This is a genomic window from Shimia sagamensis, assembly GCF_900182745.1.
GTDB classification, from domain to species: Bacteria; Pseudomonadota; Alphaproteobacteria; order Rhodobacterales; family Rhodobacteraceae; genus Shimia; species Shimia sagamensis.
This window is the reverse complement of the sequence record NZ_FXTY01000009.1, coordinates 14,189-32,262: the sequence shown is the minus strand read 5'-3', so window position 1 is coordinate 32,262 and position 18,074 is coordinate 14,189. Positions and strand designations below refer to the sequence as shown.

Below are 18,074 nucleotides of genomic sequence, written 5' to 3'. Positions count from 1 at the left end.
GTAAATCGAGCTCTGAAAGCTACTGGTCTTCGAGGAATTTCTGAGCTTCAAGAAGGGTTGCGGCGAGTCCATCAAAAAAGCCTCGTACGCCAATATCTATAAAGCTTGAAGGAGCGTCTTCGTCCTGTGACATGACCGTTTCAGTGCGCCTCACATGAAAAAGCTCGGTCGGGGTATTGCACAGTTCCCTATAGCTCGCGCCTTTTCCGTGTTTGAGCACGTTGATTGCCAAATAGTATTTGTGGATCCTGTCGGCGAGGTCACTATGCCCGGCATCCAAAAGTGCGGCTCTTAACTTTCGGGAAAATGGGCCCCGTCTGAAGTGGTGCTGCATGCGCGCCTCAAACAGGGTAAAGGTATCGACCGCCGCCAGCTCAAGCGCGACGTGCGCCACGCGAAACTCCTCGACTTGTGCTTCGGACGCGGTCTGCTTTTCCAGAAGGTCTCGAATTTCCAAGATACAATCTTCAGAGATCTTTGCTTTGACCTGTGCTGCCGCAATCAGTTCCGGCAGCGTTTGTGAAGTGTTCATCGTTCAATCTCCGTGGGGTCCCCCCTCCTTTAAGCTACGCGGCTAGGAATGATAGTGGCTGGAACGTTTCATTGTGGCCTTTCATCAATGACTCACTGAAAAATGCTCAAGAACTTTCCCTCGTCGGCTACAGAATGATGTCGCAATGGTTCAAAACCGCTTGTCATGACATTTGCCCAGCGCGCAAAGACCCGATTTCCGAGCTCCCAAGCCTCCCCCTAATGAACAAACCACAACCTTCCATTTTAGTTTGCCAATTCGTTAATAAACCGAGACTCATACTTGACAATTTTAGTAAATCATCATTGTTTGCCGTCAGTTCGCGACTCCTGTCGCGACACATCCAAGGAGAGACCCATGAAAGTCAGTACACTGACACGGGGTCTTTGCTCCGCTGCCGCAGCAATGACGTTTTCCGTAACGTCCGCCACGATCGCCCTCGCAGAGACCATCACCGTCACCGACGTCGCAGGCCGCGTTGTCGAAGTTGAGAAAAACCCATCCAAAATCGTGATCGGCGAAGGCCGCATGATTTATTCCATTGCGGTTGTGGATCAGGAAAACCCGTTTGAGCGCGTTGTTGGCTGGAAAGACGACATGGTCAAATATGACCCGGACGCCTACCGCAAATACCTCGAAAAATTCCCGGAAATTGCCAGCCTCAAGAGCTTTGGCAGCCCCTATTCTGATGAATGGAATCTGGAGGCCGTGATCACCCTGGGCACCGAAGTGGTGTTTATGAACCTCGGCAACCTGCTCAAGGCGCAGGAAAGCGGCATCATCGAAAAGCTCGAAGAGGCTGGCGTGGCCACGGTCTTTGTCGACTTTCGTCAAAACCCAACAGAGAACACCGTGCCCAGCATTCAGCTGATGGGTCGCATTTTTGACAAGCGCGACAATGCGGACGCCTTCAGCGATTACTATCAACAACAGATGAAGCTGATCTATTCCCGCGTAGAGCAGATCCCGGTTGAAGACCGCCCTGTTGTCTTCATCGAGAGCGCTGCGGGCTATAACCCAAACAAATGCTGCAACACCTTTGGCGCGGCCAACTTGGGCCGTCTGGTCGATATGTCCGGCGGCCGCAACTGGGGCTCTCTGAAATTCCCGGGCTTCCGCACCAGCGTCAGCCTTGAGGCAATCTTTGCGGATGATCCAGAAATCATCATCGGCACCGGCGCCAACTGGTCTGAGGCAAACCCGGCCACCACGGCCGTGCTGTTTGGGTACGAAGCGGAGCAAGCACAGGTGCAAGAACGCCTGACCGCGCTGGCTTCCCGCGAAGGCTGGGGCGAGCTGTCGGCCGTGAAAAACGGTCGTTTCCACTCGGTCTACCACCAGTTCTACAACAGCCCCTACCACTTCGTAGCGATGCAAGCCTTTGCCAAATGGATGCATCCGGAGCTGTTTGAGGACGTAGATCCAGAGGCCTCCATGAAGGAGCTGCACGATAAGTTCCTTCCGATCGACTACTCCGGCGTGTTCTGGGGCAGTCTGGACGTTGGCGGCTAAATCCCCCCGCCAACACCCGGCTCCGCAGATTGCGGGGCCGGACACCTTTTTCCTCCGGAGACCTCCCTCGTGACCCTCAATGTTGATCCCGTGGCACTGCGCCACGCCTATGTGGCGCGTGTATCCCGCCGTTACGGCGTTATCGCCGCCGTCTTTGGCCTTCTGTGCCTGAGCTTCCTACTGGACATCACCACCGGACCGGGTGGCTACAGCCTGTCCACCGTTGCCGAAGTGCTGTTTGATCCAATGTCCCATGGTGCGCGATTGAAGGTCATTGTCTGGGACTATCGCCTGCCTGTTGCCGTGACCGCCGTTCTGGTTGGTGCTCTGCTCGCTGTCGCAGGCGCGCAAATGCAGACCATCCTGAACAACCCGTTGGCCGAACCGTTCACACTTGGCGTCTCCGCCGCCGCCAGCTTTGGCGCCTCGCTTGCCATTGTGCTTGGCATCAGCGTTATCCCCGCCGTCGGCCCCCTGCTGGTCACTGTAAACGCCTTTGTCTTTGCGCTCTGCACCTGTGGTTTCATCCTGCTGGCCACCCGCCTCAAAGGGGTGGGATCTGAAACCATGATCCTCTTTGGCATCGCAATTTTCTTCACCTTCTCCGCCCTGCTGGCGCTGATGCAATACATGGCCTCAGAGGACCAAATCGCCCGCATTGTGTTCTGGATGATGGGCTCGCTCAGCCGCGCCAGCTGGGAAAAGATCGGCCTCGGCACCATCCTCCTTTGCTTCGCCATCCCCTTCAGCCTCTACCGCACCTGGCCGATGACCGCCCTGCGCATGGGCGAAGCCACCGCGCAAAGCATGGGCGTGGACGTAGGCCGTCTGCGCGTGGAAATGCTGATCTGTATCTCACTGCTTGCCGCCACCGCCGTATCTTTTGTCGGCACCGTAGGCTTTGTGGGCCTTGTTGGGCCGCACATTGCCCGCATGCTGGTGGGCGAAGACCAACGCTACTTTGTGCCGCTCTCCGCGCTTGTTGGCGCCTTGGTGCTGTCGCTCACCTCGCTGATCTCCAAAACCATTACGCCGGGCATCATCTATCCCATAGGCATCATCACCTCGCTGATTGGTGTGCCGATCTTCATCTCAATCATCCTCAGCTCACGACGGGAGCGCCTGCAATGACCCTGACCATCGCCAATCTGTCCGCAGGCTACGGCCGCACCAATGTCCTGCAAGACGTGACCGTCAGCAACATCCCCCCCGGCGCCTTTGTCGGCCTTATCGGCCCTAACGCCGCGGGCAAATCCACCCTGTTCAAAACCATCGCGGGCCTAATCACGCCTACCAAAGGCACGTTGACCATCGCAGGCGAAGACGTCACCCAGCTGGGCCGCAAAGACCGCGCCAAACGGGTGGCCTACATGCCGCAAGCCTATGGCTGCAACGCGCTTCTCTCGGTGTTTGAAAGCGTACTGCTGGCCCTCAAGCAAACCACCGGTTGGCGGGTGAACAACGACAACCTCGACCGCGTCTCTGACACGCTACACGCGCTTGGCCTGTCCCACCTCGCCAACCGTGGCGTGGCGGATCTGAGCGGCGGGCAAGCGCAAATGGTCGCCGTCGCCCAAACCATCGTGCGTGCGCCGGATGTGATCCTGCTGGATGAACCTACCAGCGCGCTGGACTTGCACCACCAGCTCTCCATCCTGACCTCGGTCCGCAACGAGATGGACCGCAAAAAGCCCGTGGTGATGGCCGCCCTGCATGACCTCAACCTCGCTGCCAAATTCTGCGACCGCCTCGTGCTCTTGCGCGACGGTGCCATACTGGCGGACGGCAAACCCGAGCACATCCTTGCCCTGCCCCAGATCGAAGAAACCTACCGCGTTCTCACAGACCTGGAGCGCACCCAGCGCAATGTGCTTTATGTGGATGCGCGGTTGGCCCACCAGGGAACAGCAGGCCCCACTCACCATTAAGTGACTCATGGGATGAATCCTTGATGCATCGCCTTATTGCCGTACTCTCGCGAGGCAATGGTGCGAACATCGAAGGACATCCCATGACACATCTCACAGGTCACTGCCTCTGCGGCGAAATCTCATTTGAAGCGGACGGCGACGTGCCGGTCATGGCCAATTGCCACTGCACCGCTTGCCGTCACTCAACCGGCAGCGCTTATGCAACCCTGATGTTCATGAAGCAGGATGATGTGAAGATCACCGGCACGCCCAAAACATTCTCACACGGCTCGGATGCGGGCACCACAATGACCAAACACTTCTGCGCCACCTGCGGCACCCCCCTGTTCACGCAAAACTCTGCCCGCGAAGGCATGCTGGGCATCCGCGCCGGGAACATCAAAGAACATCAAGAGTTTGCCCCGAAAGTGAACGTCTACGTGTCCAGCAAATTGGACGCCACGGTTCTGGAGGACGGCCTTCCCGCATTTGAGAAGATGCCGGGCTGAAACTGCACCGCTGCCAGCCTCCAACACCCAGGCTGGCAGCGGCACCAACCATCGGGTCACAAATTTCCCGCCCCTAGGCGCCCTGTCGCAACGCCCCACCTTGCGCCGCCCCCCCTTCATCCCCTACATAGTGCTCAACAAACTAAGGGAGAGCGCACATGCGTCGCGTCGTCGTTACCGGACTGGGTATCGTATCCTCGATTGGCAACAATGCCGAAGAAGTCACCGCCTCATTGAAAGCGGGCAAATCCGGAATTTCCGCCAGTGCCGAAATGACCGAGCACGGCTTCCGCAGCCAGATTGCCGGTCACATCGACATCGACATCAAAGAGCAGGTCGACAAACGCACCCTGCGCTTCATGGGTCCCGGCGCGGCTTACGCTCATATCGCCATGCAACAGGCCATTGCCGATGCCGGTCTCTCTGACGATCAGGTTGTGAACGAACGCACCGGCCTTGTGGCGGGCTCCGGTGGTCCTTCCACCTCGGCGATGCTGGTGGCACACCAGACCGTGGCCAAAACCGGCGCAACCAAGCGTATCGGGCCTTTTGCAGTGCCAAAATGCATGAGCTCGACCATTTCGGCGAACCTGGCCACCGCCTTTAAAATCAAAGGCATCAACTACTCCATCACCTCCGCTTGCTCGACCTCCCTGCACTGCATCGGCAATGCGGCGGAACAGATCATGATGGGCAAACAGGATGTGATGTTTGCGGGCGGCGGCGAAGAGCTCGACTGGACTCTCTCCTGTCTGTTTGACGCCATGGGCGCGATGAGCAGCAAGTTCAACGACACCCCGGAAAAGGCCTCCCGTGCCTTTGATGAAAGCCGCGACGGCTTTGTGATCTCCGGCGGCGGCGGCATTGTTGTTCTCGAAGACCTCGACCACGCGCTGGCCCGCGGTGCCAAAATCTACGCCGAAGTCACCGGCTTTGCCGCAACCTCGGACGGCCACGACATGGTGGCACCTTCTGGTGAAGGTGGCGAACGCGCCATGCGTCTGGCAACAGCCACGCTGCCAGAAGACCGCAAGGTCAGTTACATCAACGCACACGGCACCTCCACGCCAGTGGGCGATGTTGGTGAAGTTGAGGCCGTGCGCCGCGTCTTTGGCGAAGGCACCACGCCTCCGATCTCTTCCACCAAGTCCATGACCGGCCACGCCCAGGGCGCGGCAGGTGCGCTGGAAGCAATCTTCTGCCTGCTGATGCTGGATGGCGACTTCATCACGCCGTCGATCAACGTGGAAACCCTAGACCCTGCGATCAACCCGGGCGAAGTGGCAACGGATCTGGTTGAAAACGCTGGTCTGGACACGGTGATGACCAACAGCTTCGGCTTTGGCGGCACCAACGGCTCCATGCTGCTGTCCAAGTATCGCGGCTAACACGCCCTGCGACACGCTTTCAGAAATGCCCCCACGTGGGGCATTTCTTGTTTCTGATGTCAGGCCTGCGCCGCATCTAAACCCGCGCCAATCGCTTCCAAAATCTCCGCCGCGCCACCAGAGCGCACCCGCGCCACGCCAGTGCCAGCCCATTGCGCGCCAAATCCATTCTCGCCTGCTGCCTTTGCTGCCGCGTTGAGCGCCTTGCCCGCATCATAAGTCACCGGATAGTCCGGCACCTTGGCATGCAGACCCTGTCCCAACTTGACAAAGTCATTGCGCATACAGCGCGCCGCCCGTCCGGATATTGACGTCGTCAACACCGGCGGCCCCTGCTCCGGGTCCCGCAACGCCGCGCGGTAGGCCGCATCCGCCGCCGTCTCCGTGCAATCCAAAAACGCCGTGCCCAACTGCGCTGCTGCTGCGCCACGTCCCAAAGCCCGCGCCACATCAGTGCCATCCATCAAACCACCAGCGGCAATCACTGGCCGCTCACAAACTGCCACTAAGCGCTCCACCAGCGCCAGCGTCGGCAATGCCTCATCCTCAACATCCGGATCAAACGCCCCGCGATGGCCGCCCGCCTCAATGCCCTGCGCCACAATCGCATCCACACCCGCAGCTTCGCAGGCGCGTGCCTCGTTCACATTGGTCGCACTGGCAAACACCAAATTGCCTGCCGCCTGCAATTCCGCAATCCACGCCTTCTCCGGCACTCCGAAATGCAGGCTCACCACTCCCGGCGCCTCTTCGATCAACATGTCGCACATCGCCCGGTCCACCACAAAACTGCGGTAAATCTCATGCAACGCTTCAGGGGGCTTTGCGTCAAACCGCGCAAACGTCGGCGCCAGTGCTGCCAGCCAATCCGCTTCCACATCCGCATCCCGTAGCGCGGGCGCGTGGCAAAATACATTGGCATTAAAAGGCCGAACCGTCAGTGCCCGCGTCGCCCGCAGCATCTCCCGCGCCCCATCCACACCCGCCGCGCCAAGACCCAGCGCACCCAGCCCACCGGCATTGCTCACCGCCGCCGCCATCTCCGGTGTAGAAACACCGGCCATCGGCGCCTGCAACAGTGGCCATTTCAATCTCAAACCCGCAGCCAAATCCATATGACGTCCTCCCTAACCACACGCTAGCGCAGCCCCGCCAAAAGAAAAGCCCGTCAAACTACGGGCACAAAACCAGTACAAAACAGTTTCAAGATTTTCAAAACACACCAATCGGTAAATCCCCTTACCAATTTGGTGAAATTTATCAGCCTATTACCCAAGCCATGCGCAAAACGCATAGCAAATGGGCGAAATGGGCACCGGGAAATGCCTTGGAGGTTGAACAACGCCCACAGTATAGACCCGGAATGTTTCGTTCTCGCTTGCATGGACCCTTTTGCAAATGCCCATTTCCGCGATCATTCTTGCTGCATCCGGCCTGGCGCTCTTGGTGTTTCTAACCACCAATGCCTTTTCCGGCAGGCCATGGCTGCACCGGGCGGAACCTTTTCTGGTGATTGTCAGCCTGGTGATTGTCTTTGTCGCCTTGCAAAGCACCATCTCCGACAGCGCCGAGCACAACAACACCCATCGCCCAAAATCCATCCTGCATGAGTTTCAGTTCAGCCGGCATTGCGAAAATCGACTTGGTGGCGTGGCCTCATTTTTTGAGGATATGGCCTACTGCAAGCGCGGCAAGTTTGTGGCAGATAAACAAGTGCTGCGCCCCTGATCCACCTACAAAAAACCCGCCGAAACCGGCGGGCTTTAAAATCTACATCACCAATCCTCAGATCAGTTGATCGACACAAGCTCGATTGCAAAGGTCAGGTCCTTGCCTGCCAACATGTGGTTCGCGTCCAGCTTCACAATCTCATCGGAAATCTCGACAACCGTCACCGGCATAACTTGGCCAGTTGGAGACTGCATCTGCAGCTGCAGCCCAACTTCCAGCGGAATCTCTGCCGGGATCTGTTCCCGAGGCACATCCTGAATGGCTTCCTCGTGACGTGGGCCATAGGCTTGATCCGCCGGGATTTCCGCCACTTTTTTGTCACCCACAGCCATGCCGTCCACCGCGGTGTCAAACCCTGGGATCACCTGACCGGAGCCAAGCGTAAACTCCAACGGGTCACGGCCTTCGGAGCTGTCAAAGGTGGTGCCGTCATTCAAGGTGCCGGTGTAGTGGATGCGGACGGTGTCGCCCGATTTTGCTGCGGTCATAATATGTCCCATCTGCAAGCATTTTCCGACCCCTCCGGCCGGCTTTCGCGCGGCAACCTAAAGGGCCGACCCCTGAATAGCAAACAGGCCTTTTCGCGCCGCATCAAACCTGCCAATCTGCCTGCAAATCGGGAGGAAACGATGGCGACCACAACCTTTGTCTTTGATGCCTATGGCACACTTTTTGATGTATCTGCCGCCGCCCGCGAGTTGGCTGCAGAGCCGGGCCGCGAAGACTTTGCCAAACACTGGCCCAAAGTGGCTGAAGTCTGGCGCGCCAAACAACTGCAATACACCTGGATCCGGGCCATCACCAACGCCCACACCGATTTCTGGGAAGTCACCCAAAACGCCCTCGACAACGCACTGGACGTGGTGAAACTCAATGCGCCGGAGCACTGGGAGTTGCGCGAACGCTTGTTGCAGCTCTACTGGGAACTCAGCGCATACCCTGAAGCCCCCAAAGCCCTTCAAGAGCTCAAAGACGCCGGTATGAACACCGCGATTCTCTCCAACGGCTCCCCCAAAATGCTCGACGGCGCGGTGCAAAACGCCGGTATCGCCCACCTGCTGGATGATGTGCTCAGCGTCGAAGACGTGGGCATTTTCAAGCCCGCGCATCAGGTTTACGAACTGGTCACCAAACGTTTTGACTGCCAACCCGAAGAGGTGATCTTTGTCTCCTCCAATGGCTGGGACGCCGCCGGTGCCGCTGGCTTTGGCTTCCGCTCCTGCTGGGTGCATCGCAACAGCGGCGAACAAGTTGATCGCCTGCCGTGGAAACCCGAGTTTGTTTTAACCGACCTGAAATTTGTTCCTGATTTGCTGAGACTGTAAATGCCCCATTTCACCACCTCTGATGGCCTGTCGCTCTATTTTGACGACACCGGCGGGCCCGGCCCGGTTGTGCTTTGCCTCTCCGGCCTGACCCGAAATGCCAGCGATTTTGACTATGTGCGCCCTCACTTGAGCAACGCCCGCGTGATCCGCATGGACTATCGCGGCCGCGGCCAATCGGACTGGGCGGAAGACTTCAACACCTACAATCTCGTTCGCGAAGCCCAAGACGCGTTGGACCTGCTCGACCACTTGGCCATCGACCGCACCGCCATTCTTGGCACCTCACGGGGGGGGCTGATTGCCCTCACCCTGATGGAGATGGCCCCCAACCGCATAACCGGCGCTTGCTTCAACGACATTGGTCCGGTGATTGAAACCGCTGGCCTAGAGGTCATCCTTGTCTTCATCGGCCGCAAACCGGTCTGGACCACCCACGCCGAGGCCACTGAAGCGCTCGCCACCCGCCTGCCCGGCTTTCACAATGTGCCGGCCAGCCGCTGGGCCGAAGAGGCCGCACACCATTTTGTCGAAACAGACACCGGCCTCAACATCAACTACGACCCCAAACTGCGCAACGCAGTGCTGGCCGAGTTTGATCCCAAAGCCCCGGCTGGCGACATGTGGCCCCAATTCGACAAACTCAAAGGCCGTCCGCTTGCCGTGCTGCGTGGCAAAAACTCTGACATTCTCAGCCAGGAGGTATTTGCTGAGATGCAGGGCCGCGCGCCCATGTTGGCCACCGAAGTCAAAGACCGCGCCCACGTGCCTTTCCTCGATGAGCTAGAGTGCCTCGACGTGTTGCACCAGTGGATTGCGCAACTGCCCACCGGAGAACCCGCATGAACATCGACATGATCCGCGCCGCCGCGCACCGCATCCAAGGCCATGCTCGGGTGACGCCCATGCTGACCTCGCCGTTTCTGGATGAAATTGCTGGCCGTCGCGTCCTAGTGAAAGCCGAATGTCTCCAACACACAGGCTCGTTCAAATTCCGAGGCGGCTGGTCAGCTGTATCCGCGATGGAGGAAGCCACCCGCAAACGCGGTGTGATTGCCTTCTCCTCTGGCAACCACGCGCAAGGCGTTGCCGCCGCAGCCACCGCGCACGGCGCGCCTTCCGTGATCATCATGCCCACTAACGCGCCGAAACTGAAAATCGACAACACCCGCGCGCTGGGGGCCGAAGTGGTACTCTATGACCGCACCGGTGGCGAAAGCCGCGAAGAGGTTGGCGACAAAATTGCAAACGAGCGCGGCCTGACCCTGATCCGGCCTTATGACGAGCCTCAAGTGATCGCAGGCCAAGGCACCGTGGGGCTCGAAATCGCAACCCAAGCCGCCGAGCTTGGCGTGACCTCTGGCGACGTGATTGCCTGTTGCGGTGGCGGTGGTTTGACCGCGGGCATCGCATTGGCTTTGGAGGCCGAAGCCCCCAACATGCGCGCGCGCCCAGCAGAGCCCGAAGGCTTTGATGATACCGCCCGCTCGCTGGCCACTGGCAGCATTCAACGTAACGCAACTGAAACCGGCTCCATCTGCGATGCCATCATCACGCCGCAACCCGGCGACCTCACCTTCCCAATCCTGCAACGCTTGGTCGGCCCTGGCTTTGTTGTGAGTGAAGACGAAGTGCTGCAGGCCATGTCCCTCGCCTTCAAACGCCTGAAAATTGTCGCCGAACCCGGCGGCGCCTGCGCGCTGGCTGCCGCGCTGTTTCATGGCGACAAAATCGAAGGCGACGCTGTGGTTGCCGTCTGTACCGGCGGCAATGTCGACGCCAGTGTCTTTGCTGATGCTCTTAAAAGGTTCCCGTAAATGACCAACTTCACCATCGCCTCTTTCAACGTAAAAAACCTGATTGGCCCGGATCAGGAGTATTACACCTTCCAATCCTACACGCCCGAAGAACACGCCTGGAAAGAGGACTGGACCGCCAGTCAGCTCTTCTCCATGGACGCTGACATCGTAGGCTTTCAGGAGATCTTTGACGAACCGTCCCTGCGCGCCGTGATTGCAGAGGCGGACCGCATCGGCGAAGAGTCCAACGAAGCCGTAATCCCCGACAAATCCAAGCGCTACCATCGCAAGGCCATCTTCCGCAAACTCGGCTACACGCCCTATGGCGACGGCGGCCTATTTGTCGCGCCCAACGTGAACGACACCGGCGAGCCCGGTCATCGCCGCCCCGGGGTCGCTATCCTGTCGCGCTATGGCTTTGCCGAACCACCCGAGATCATCCAAGACCTCGACACCCCCGTCGAAATCCCCTTTCAGGGCCTTGATGGCGACGATTCCGGTGCCTTTGTGCTACGCCGCACCTCGCGCCCGATCCTCAAAGCCCGCATTCCTGTTGGCGACCAAGTCATCACCGTCTTCAACTGCCACCTCAAATCCAAACTGGGTGAATTCCCCCGTGACGCCGACGGCAATGCGTCTGAGGCTGACCTCACCAACTACGACCCGCTGGGCCGCGCCATGGGCGCCATGCGCGCCGCCCTGCGCCGTATGGCCGAAGCCTGGGTGCTGCGCCGCGCCATTGTCGAAGAGCTGAACCAAGGCCGCCCGGTCATGGTGCTGGGGGATTTCAACGATGGCGAACATGCGGTCAGCTCCGAAATCATCTCCGGCGAAGTGCCCTTCCGCAACTACAGCTGGATGCTGCGCCATGATGCCAAACACGCCAATGACCGGTATAAACGCGCCGAAAACGACGCCATCCAACAGGCTGTCACCTCCGTCCGCCTGACCTCCGCCGAAGCCTTGTTCACCCGCAAATCCCTGCGCGACATGGTCTACACCACCGCCTTTGGAGGGGTTTACGAAAGCATCGATCAAATCTATCTCAGCCAGCACTTCCACCCGGACAACCCGGACCGCCTCGGCGAAATGGAATACTTCAGCGTGCTCAACGACCATCTCACCGATGGCAGCCACGCCGAAGCGCCCTATAATAAACTCGCCTCTGACCACGGGCAAATCATGGCCCACATGCGCCTCAAAACCGAAGACCAAGACTGACCATGCCAACCGCCACTCTGAACCAAATCGACACCCACTACCGCGACGAAGGTGACCCCAACGGCGCGCCGGTGCTGTTCATCAACTCGCTCGGCACCACGCTGCACCTCTGGGACCCGATCCTGGCGCACTTGCCCGACGGGTTGCGCATCTTGCGGTATGACATGCGCGGCCATGGTGAAAGTGAGGTGCCGCCCGCCCCCTATTCCATGGGCACATTGGTGAAAGATGCCGAAGCCCTGCTGGAGCATCTCAACGTGACAGACGCCTTGGTTGTTGGCCTGTCCATCGGTGGCATGGTGGCGCAAGGCCTCGCCGTGAAACGCCTCGATCTGGTGCGTGCCATGGTGCTGTCCAACACCGCCGCCAAAATCGGCTCTCCCAAGATGTGGGAAGAGCGGATCGACGCGGTGCGGACCAAAGGCCTGCCCGCCATGTCAGACGACATCATGCTGCGTTGGTTCTCCCGTGATTTCCAAACCCGCCCAGAACTCTCCCATTGGAAAGCCATGCTGGAAGCGACCCCACCCGAAGGCTACGCAGGCTGCTGCGCCGCTATCCAAGGCACCGATTTCTACACACCCACCTCAGGCCTACGCCTGCCCACACTGGGCATTGCCGGCTCCGAAGATGGCGCAACGCCACCCGATCTGGTGCGTGAAACCGTAGAGCTGATCCCCGGCGCGCGTCTGGAACTGCTGCGCCGCACCGGCCACCTGCCTTGCGTCGAGAAACCGGAAGCCTACGCCGCACTCCTCACTGACTTCATGAAAGAAACCGGCCATGTCTGACATTCTTTTGGTACACGGCTCCTGCCACGGCGCATGGTGCTATCGCGATCTGATCCCGGCCCTCGAAGCCTTGGGCCATACCGCCCGCGCCATCGACATGCCGTCGCACGGTGAGGACACAACCCCGGTGGCCGACGTCACCCTAGACAGCTGCGCCCAATCCGTCATCGACGCACTTGGCGACAACACCGTTGTTCTGGGCCACAGTTGGGGCGGCTTCCCGATCACCCGCGCCGCGGACCTTGCCCCCGGCCGCATCGCCCGCCTGATTTACCTCTGTGCCTATACTCCGTGGGACAACCACTCCACCGCCGACATGCGCATCGCCGCGCCGCGCCAGCCGTTGATGCAAGCCATCCAGCGACACGAAGATGGCCTAAGCTACACCTTCGACCCCGCGCAGCTTCGCGACGCCCTCTACCACGATTGTCCACCCGGCACCGAAGACTTCGCCCTGGCACACCTGTCGCCGCAATCCATCGCCGCACAAAACATCAAAATCGCCCTAGGCGACGGGCACCGCCAAACCCCACGCAGCTACATTCGCTGCATGAATGACCAAGCCATCCCACCAGAGTTTCAGGTCACCATGACAGAAGACTGGCCAACGGCCGACGTTTATGAAATGGCCACAAGCCACTCTCCCTTCTTTGCCGATCCCACCGGCCTTGCCGCTCTGATTGATCGCATCCTAAAAGCCTGACGCCAGAAAGACCGCGCACATGACCGCTTCCGTTTTTGACAGCCCGATGTTCACCAAACTCTACCCGGTGGGTGAGGCTGGTCGCCTGTTCACCCACAGCGCCGAAATCCGCGCCGCACTGCTGGTCCTGGGTACATTGGCCGAGGCTCAGGGCGCGCGCGGCGATATCCCTCAGGACAGCGCCTATTTTATTCACAGAAGTTCCATGGAAGTGCAGGTCGATCCGGCGGGATTGGCAAACGAAATGGCCCAAGACGGCACTTATATCCCGGGTATGGTGGCTGCCTTTGCCAAAGCCATGGAAGCCCCGCCACACAGCCAGCACCTGATGCACAACACCGACCCACAGGACGTGGCGGACACCGCTCTGATACTGCGTCTGCGCCAACTACTTGCTCAGGCTGAAACCGCGCTCAAGGCTTTGCCGGACAGCAATGCACAAACACAGCTGCTGGCCGAGCTGCCGATGCTGAAGGAAACCTGTCTGCGTGTCGCCTTCAAAGATGCCCCTGAGATCGGCGCGGCCATCGCTGAAGCACTCAAGCTCGGCGCGCCGCAAGATGCCCGCGCCCCAATCCGCGCCGTCGCAAACTGGCTCACCTTGGCAGGTGACACCGCTGCAGACACGGCCCCAAACACAGCGACCAGCACCGCCCTGCGCGCGCAGCTGCTTGGCCTCAACGCCCTGCTTCAGGAAACCTCTTGCGCGGCCAGCGAACCCCTTTATCTGCCACAGATCGCGCTCAGCAGCCTGTCGCTGCTCCTGATGGCCACCGCTAGCTGAGTACCGTTTCCGTGACGGAAGGCTTGAAGCGGCCTTTGGGCCGCGCCAGCCTGCGCGACACGCGCCCCGTGCGTTACATGCAACGCACAGAATGTAGCTGCCCAGCCAAGTAATCAGTTGACCGACATGCGTTTTCCTGCCCTGATGCAACCATAGAGTTAAAGTCATTATGATGCGCAACCGCCTGCCAATATTTGTGATTCTGGCCACGGTGATGATCGATGCCATGGGTATCGGCCTGATCATCCCGGTGATGCCCGACCTCATTCAAGAGGTTGCTGGCGGTGATCTTGGTTCAGCGGCGGTTTGGGGTGGTATTCTTGCGACCGTCTTTGCCTTCATGCAGTTCCTTTGCGGTCCACTTCTGGGCAATCTCTCAGACCGCTTTGGCCGCCGTCCGGTGTTGCTGGTGTCGCTTGCGGTGATGTCGGCGGACTATGTCATCATGGCCCTTGCACATAACATCTGGATTTTGGTGATTGGCCGTATCGTGGCCGGGATCACCGCGGCCACCTACGCCACCGCCATGGCCTATATGGCGGACATGTCCGACGCCAAAGAAAAGGCCAAAGCCTTTGGCATGATCGGCGCCGCCATGGGCGTGGGCTTTGTCTTTGGGCCTGTCATAGGCGGGATTATGGGCCAATTTGGCACCCGCGCACCGTTCTGGGCCGCCGCAGTTCTGGCAGGTGGCAACGCGCTTTTGGGTTGGATGGTGCTCAAGGAAACTGTGACCGACGCCAACCGCCGCGCTTTTGAATGGCGTCGTTCCAATCCACTGGGAGCCCTGCAAGCGCTTGGCAAGCTGCCTGCCATGACCAACCTACTGATTGTCTTCTTCTTTTACCAAATTGCTGCGGCAGTCTATCCCGCGATCTGGCCCTACTTCATCATCGAGCGCTTTGGCTGGGAAGAAGCCATGATTGGCCTCAGCCTCACCGCCTATGGTCTCTGCTTTGCCATTGTGCAGGCGACCCTGATTGGCCCGTTCACCAAGTGGTTTGGCAACCGCCGCACCGTTGTGATCGGATTGGGATTGGAAGTTGTCGCCCTGATCTATCTCGCCGTGATCTCCAACGGCATCCTCCTGTTCATCGGCATCCCCGTCGCTGCACTCTCCTCTGTAGGCTTGCCCGCACTCCAAAGCATTATGTCCCGCCGTGTCTCGGACGATGCCCAGGGCGAGTTGCAAGGCATCTCCGCCTCACTCACCTCACTGGCCCATATCGCGGCCCCTTTGGTGATGACGCAAACCTTCGCGCATTTCTCCGACAAACACGCTGTGCTCTACCTGCCGGGGGCGCCCTTCTTGCTCGCCGCTGCCCTTTTGATGATCGCAATTGCGGTTTTTGCAAAGTCACGTCGCGCCACTTAGGCAAAAAACGACACCCTATGTCTGGATTGAACCGTCCGCCCGTGCCTAAGCTGGCGCAAACTGGACGTGACACCAAACACAAGGGACTCCTCGCTCATGAGCACCATCAAAGCCGCCGTCTGCCATGAATTTGGCCAGCCCCTTGTCGTCGAAGACGTCACCCTGCGCGCGCCACAAATGGGCGAGATCGAGGTCAACCTCTCCGCCGTCGCCATCTGCCATTCCGACATTTCCTTTGCTGACGGCGCTTGGGGTGGCAGTCTGCCTGCGGTCTACGGCCACGAAGCCGCCGGACATATCACCTCCGTGGGGGATGGCGTGACCGGCCTCGCGGAAGGCGACCCAGTCATTGTCACCCTGATCCGCGCCTGCGGCACCTGCCCCACCTGTTCCGAAGGCAAGCCAGTCATCTGCTCCACGCCATACGACGGCGACAAAGGCCCGCTGACCACCGCCGACGGCGGCAAACTGCATCAGGCCATGGCCTGTGGTGCCTTCGCTGAAAAGGTCGTGGTCGACCAATCGCAAGTGGTGAAAATCTCCGAAGACATCCCGATGGAAGCCGCCAGCCTGATTGCCTGTGGTGTGATCACCGGCGTTGGCGCGGTTGTGAACGCCGCCCAAATCCGCGCCGGTCAGGACGTGGTGGTGATTGGCGCCGGCGGCGTGGGCCTCAACGCCATCCAGGGCGCGCGCATTGCCGGTGCCCGCCGCATCGTCGCCGTCGACATGAGCGAAGAAAAACTCGCCATCGCGAAGGAATTCGGCGCCACCGACGGCGTGCTTGCCACCGACAAAAAGCCCTTCATCAAAGCCATGCGCGCCATGGGTCGCGGCGCGGACGCCGTGATTGTCACCGTTGGTGCCATCCCCGCCTATGACGACGCCCCGCGCTACCTTGCACCGGGCGGCAAGGTCATCATGGTTGGCATGCCACACTCCGGTGCCAAATCCACCTACGAGCCGGTTATCATGGCTGCCATCGGCCAGGGCATGCAGGGCTCCAAAATGGGAGACGTGGTGATCAAACGCGACATCCCGTGGATGGTCGACCTCTATGAGCAAGGCCGCCTGAAGCTGGACGAGCTGATCTCTGGCCGCTGGACGCTGGACCAGATCAACGAGGCCATCGCCGACACCAAAACCGGTAGCGCAAAGCGCAATGTGATTGTATTTGAGCGCTGACCCCATTCCGTCAGGAGACCACCGTGCTTAAGTTTGTCACCGAACTGTTCAAACCCAACGCCCCCAAGGCGCCGCCGCCGATCACGTCTGAGACCTCGATGAACTTCGACGCAGAAGAAGTGGCGCCTTTCCTGACCCAACTGGCCAACAACCGCCGCTTTGCCTTCCCCGAAGACATCGCCAAAGCCATCGGCGGTGCTGTAAGTGACATCCCTGTCGAGGACACAAAACGCTGGAAAATCACAGCCGACTTTGACGGCCATCCAGTCCGGGTCGAAATCGAAGCCTTCATGGATGACGTCGACGCCCCGGACCTCTACTTCTTCAGCACCCAGGCTGCGATCAGTGAAATCGAGCGCGAGCTGGAAGCCTTCGCCGAATCCATAGGGACCTAACTACGCCGTGCCGTCCACCAAACATCCCGACAACTGCCGCCACTGCCGCCGCGACAACCGCTCTTTGGCACCAAGCAGCCAATAGGTCTCATGGTGGCGCAGCACCTCATCCGCCACCCGCACCAACCGCCCGGCGTCCAACTCCGCCTGCACCAAAGGTAGGGACGCCAGCAGCACCCCCTGCCCGGCCCGCGCCGCCGCCAGTCCCGCGCAAAAGCTGTCAAACCGCAGATGGGATACCGGCGTCGTAGACGTATCCGTCTGTGCACACCACCGCCGCCAACTTGGCCGTGGCCCCGAGACCGACAACCGTGGCAACGTCTGCCAGGCTCCTCGCCCAAGCAACGCGGGTGCCACCACCGGGCTCAACCGCTCCTCATACAGCGGCACCGCGTAGGCCACCGGCCAATCGCCACTGCCATACCGAATGCGAACCGCCGCATCGTCTTTGGTATCGCCGGACGCCACAACCATCGTGCTCAGCGTGATCTGCGCCCCGCTCACCTCAGCGAGCTGCTCCAATCGCGGCACCAGCCATAGCTCATTGATCGAGCCGCTTGCTGAAATGGTCAGCCGATTACGCGACACGCCAAACAGCGCTTCCGTGCTGTCGCGCAACCCCACCAAGGCAGCCTGCACATGCGGCAGCCAGGCCTCGCCATCCGCTGTCAAGGTGATCCGCCGCGCTTGGCGCACAAACAACTGCGTTCCAAGGCGCGCCTCCAGATGCCCAATCCGCTGACTGATCGCCGATTGCGTCAAACTTGTTTCCTGTGCGGCCGCCGTGAAACTGCCCAGCCGCGCCGCCGCCTCAAACGCCCGCACCCACTCCAGTGGCAGATGATCAAACCCAGTTTTATCCATTAGAAAAACCACCTCTCAGGATGAAAAAGGATAATTTGAATTTATGCCTA

At 59.6% G+C, this 18,074-nt stretch carries 20 protein-coding genes; 16 read left to right on the top strand and 4 right to left on the bottom strand.

All coding sequences use genetic code 11. The annotated features are described in order from the left end of the window. Positions 1–19: 19 nt before the first annotated feature. Positions 20–532 (bottom strand): hypothetical protein, encoded by a 513-nt coding sequence (locus tag QOL67_RS18875; RefSeq protein WP_283427543.1) that lies wholly within the window; start codon positions 530–532, stop codon positions 20–22. Positions 533–889: 357 nt separating this feature from the next. On the opposite strand from QOL67_RS18875, the gene QOL67_RS18870 reads away from it, so the two are divergent. The 5 genes from QOL67_RS18870 to fabB all read left to right on the top strand — a co-directional run bounded on the left by QOL67_RS18870 (position 890) and on the right by fabB (position 5,851). Beyond that, positions 890–2,044, top strand: a complete 1,155-nt coding sequence (locus tag QOL67_RS18870; RefSeq protein ID WP_283427542.1) for an ABC transporter substrate-binding protein — start codon at positions 890–892, stop codon at positions 2,042–2,044. 69 nt (positions 2,045–2,113) lie between these two features. After that, the gene (locus tag QOL67_RS18865) at positions 2,114–3,175 is read left to right on the top strand and encodes a FecCD family ABC transporter permease (protein ID WP_283427541.1); all 1,062 of its coding nucleotides are present in this window, start codon (positions 2,114–2,116) and stop codon (positions 3,173–3,175) included. Further along, positions 3,172–3,972, top strand: coding sequence for an ABC transporter ATP-binding protein (locus QOL67_RS18860; protein ID WP_283427540.1), 801 nt, complete (start codon positions 3,172–3,174; stop codon positions 3,970–3,972). Before QOL67_RS18865 ends, QOL67_RS18860 begins: the two co-directional genes overlap by 4 nt. Positions 3,973–4,055: 83 nt before the next feature. After that, entirely contained in the window at positions 4,056–4,463 is a 408-nt protein-coding gene (locus QOL67_RS18855) for a GFA family protein (RefSeq protein WP_283427539.1), read from the top strand. Positions 4,464–4,621: 158 nt separating this feature from the next. Further along, complete coding sequence (gene fabB / locus QOL67_RS18850) at positions 4,622–5,851, top strand: beta-ketoacyl-ACP synthase I (protein ID WP_283427538.1); 1,230 nt, start codon at positions 4,622–4,624, stop codon at positions 5,849–5,851. A gap of 59 nt (positions 5,852–5,910) precedes the next feature. On the opposite strand, the gene QOL67_RS18845 is transcribed toward fabB, so the two are convergent. After that, a complete protein-coding gene (locus tag QOL67_RS18845) occupies positions 5,911–6,966 on the bottom strand; it encodes an NAD(P)H-dependent flavin oxidoreductase (RefSeq protein ID WP_283427537.1) in 1,056 nt (351 codons plus the stop codon). A gap of 283 nt (positions 6,967–7,249) precedes the next feature. On the opposite strand from QOL67_RS18845, the gene QOL67_RS18840 reads away from it, so the two are divergent. After that, entirely contained in the window at positions 7,250–7,579 is a 330-nt protein-coding gene (locus tag QOL67_RS18840) for a hypothetical protein (protein ID WP_283427536.1), read from the top strand. A gap of 62 nt (positions 7,580–7,641) precedes the next feature. Here QOL67_RS18840 and QOL67_RS18835 read toward each other — a convergent pair whose 3' ends face one another. Beyond that, on the bottom strand, positions 7,642–8,070 hold the full coding sequence (locus QOL67_RS18835; protein ID WP_283427535.1) for an FKBP-type peptidyl-prolyl cis-trans isomerase: 429 nt from the start codon (positions 8,068–8,070) through the stop codon (positions 7,642–7,644). Between the two features lie 141 nt (positions 8,071–8,211). Here QOL67_RS18835 and QOL67_RS18830 point away from each other — a divergent pair, with 141 nt between their 5' ends. The 10 genes from QOL67_RS18830 to QOL67_RS18785 all read left to right on the top strand — a co-directional run bounded on the left by QOL67_RS18830 (position 8,212) and on the right by QOL67_RS18785 (position 17,160). After that, entirely contained in the window at positions 8,212–8,907 is a 696-nt protein-coding gene (locus tag QOL67_RS18830) for a haloacid dehalogenase type II (RefSeq protein WP_283427534.1), read from the top strand. Further along, positions 8,908–9,753, top strand: a complete 846-nt coding sequence (locus QOL67_RS18825) for an alpha/beta fold hydrolase (protein ID WP_283427533.1) — start codon at positions 8,908–8,910, stop codon at positions 9,751–9,753. Beyond that, on the top strand, positions 9,750–10,724 hold the full coding sequence (locus QOL67_RS18820; protein WP_283427532.1) for a threonine ammonia-lyase: 975 nt from the start codon (positions 9,750–9,752) through the stop codon (positions 10,722–10,724). The genes QOL67_RS18825 and QOL67_RS18820 overlap by 4 nt, the downstream gene beginning before the upstream one ends. Then, complete coding sequence (locus QOL67_RS18815) at positions 10,725–11,927, top strand: endonuclease/exonuclease/phosphatase family protein (RefSeq protein WP_283427531.1); 1,203 nt, start codon at positions 10,725–10,727, stop codon at positions 11,925–11,927. It begins immediately after the preceding gene. Positions 11,928–11,929: 2 nt separating this feature from the next. After that, positions 11,930–12,718, top strand: coding sequence for a 3-oxoadipate enol-lactonase (gene pcaD / locus QOL67_RS18810; RefSeq protein ID WP_283427530.1), 789 nt, complete (start codon positions 11,930–11,932; stop codon positions 12,716–12,718). After that, the gene (locus tag QOL67_RS18805) at positions 12,711–13,421 is read left to right on the top strand and encodes an alpha/beta fold hydrolase (RefSeq protein WP_283427529.1); all 711 of its coding nucleotides are present in this window, start codon (positions 12,711–12,713) and stop codon (positions 13,419–13,421) included. Before pcaD ends, QOL67_RS18805 begins: the two co-directional genes overlap by 8 nt. 19 nt (positions 13,422–13,440) lie before the next feature. Next, on the top strand, positions 13,441–14,205 hold the full coding sequence (locus QOL67_RS18800) for a lyase family protein (RefSeq protein WP_283427528.1): 765 nt from the start codon (positions 13,441–13,443) through the stop codon (positions 14,203–14,205). 172 nt (positions 14,206–14,377) lie between these two features. Then, positions 14,378–15,580, top strand: a complete 1,203-nt coding sequence (locus QOL67_RS18795; RefSeq protein ID WP_283427680.1) for a TCR/Tet family MFS transporter — start codon at positions 14,378–14,380, stop codon at positions 15,578–15,580. Positions 15,581–15,676: 96 nt separating this feature from the next. After that, positions 15,677–16,765: a Zn-dependent alcohol dehydrogenase gene (locus QOL67_RS18790; RefSeq protein ID WP_283427527.1), complete on the top strand. Its 1,089-nt coding sequence runs from the start codon at positions 15,677–15,679 to the stop codon at positions 16,763–16,765. Between the two features lie 23 nt (positions 16,766–16,788). Further along, positions 16,789–17,160 (top strand): hypothetical protein, encoded by a 372-nt coding sequence (locus QOL67_RS18785; RefSeq protein WP_283427526.1) that lies wholly within the window; start codon positions 16,789–16,791, stop codon positions 17,158–17,160. Here QOL67_RS18785 and QOL67_RS18780 read toward each other — a convergent pair whose 3' ends face one another. Beyond that, entirely contained in the window at positions 17,161–18,024 is an 864-nt protein-coding gene (locus tag QOL67_RS18780) for a LysR family transcriptional regulator (RefSeq protein ID WP_283427525.1), read from the bottom strand. Positions 18,025–18,074: the final 50 nt, after the last annotated feature.

Coding starts and splice junctions, on each gene's coding strand:
- QOL67_RS18875 (WP_283427543.1), bottom strand. CDS start 532: ATGAACACTTCACAAACGCTGCCGGAACTGATTGCGGCAGCACAGGTC.
- QOL67_RS18870 (WP_283427542.1), top strand. CDS start 890: ATGAAAGTCAGTACACTGACACGGGGTCTTTGCTCCGCTGCCGCAGCA.
- QOL67_RS18860 (WP_283427540.1), top strand. CDS start 3,172: ATGACCCTGACCATCGCCAATCTGTCCGCAGGCTACGGCCGCACCAAT.
- QOL67_RS18855 (WP_283427539.1), top strand. CDS start 4,056: ATGACACATCTCACAGGTCACTGCCTCTGCGGCGAAATCTCATTTGAA.
- fabB (WP_283427538.1), top strand. CDS start 4,622: ATGCGTCGCGTCGTCGTTACCGGACTGGGTATCGTATCCTCGATTGGC.
- QOL67_RS18845 (WP_283427537.1), bottom strand. CDS start 6,966: ATGGATTTGGCTGCGGGTTTGAGATTGAAATGGCCACTGTTGCAGGCG.
- QOL67_RS18840 (WP_283427536.1), top strand. CDS start 7,250: ATGCCCATTTCCGCGATCATTCTTGCTGCATCCGGCCTGGCGCTCTTG.
- QOL67_RS18835 (WP_283427535.1), bottom strand. CDS start 8,070: ATGACCGCAGCAAAATCGGGCGACACCGTCCGCATCCACTACACCGGC.
- QOL67_RS18830 (WP_283427534.1), top strand. CDS start 8,212: ATGGCGACCACAACCTTTGTCTTTGATGCCTATGGCACACTTTTTGAT.
- QOL67_RS18825 (WP_283427533.1), top strand. CDS start 8,908: ATGCCCCATTTCACCACCTCTGATGGCCTGTCGCTCTATTTTGACGAC.
- QOL67_RS18820 (WP_283427532.1), top strand. CDS start 9,750: ATGAACATCGACATGATCCGCGCCGCCGCGCACCGCATCCAAGGCCAT.
- QOL67_RS18815 (WP_283427531.1), top strand. CDS start 10,725: ATGACCAACTTCACCATCGCCTCTTTCAACGTAAAAAACCTGATTGGC.
- pcaD (WP_283427530.1), top strand. CDS start 11,930: ATGCCAACCGCCACTCTGAACCAAATCGACACCCACTACCGCGACGAA.
- QOL67_RS18805 (WP_283427529.1), top strand. CDS start 12,711: ATGTCTGACATTCTTTTGGTACACGGCTCCTGCCACGGCGCATGGTGC.
- QOL67_RS18800 (WP_283427528.1), top strand. CDS start 13,441: ATGACCGCTTCCGTTTTTGACAGCCCGATGTTCACCAAACTCTACCCG.
- QOL67_RS18795 (WP_283427680.1), top strand. CDS start 14,378: ATGCGCAACCGCCTGCCAATATTTGTGATTCTGGCCACGGTGATGATC.
- QOL67_RS18790 (WP_283427527.1), top strand. CDS start 15,677: ATGAGCACCATCAAAGCCGCCGTCTGCCATGAATTTGGCCAGCCCCTT.
- QOL67_RS18780 (WP_283427525.1), bottom strand. CDS start 18,024: ATGGATAAAACTGGGTTTGATCATCTGCCACTGGAGTGGGTGCGGGCG.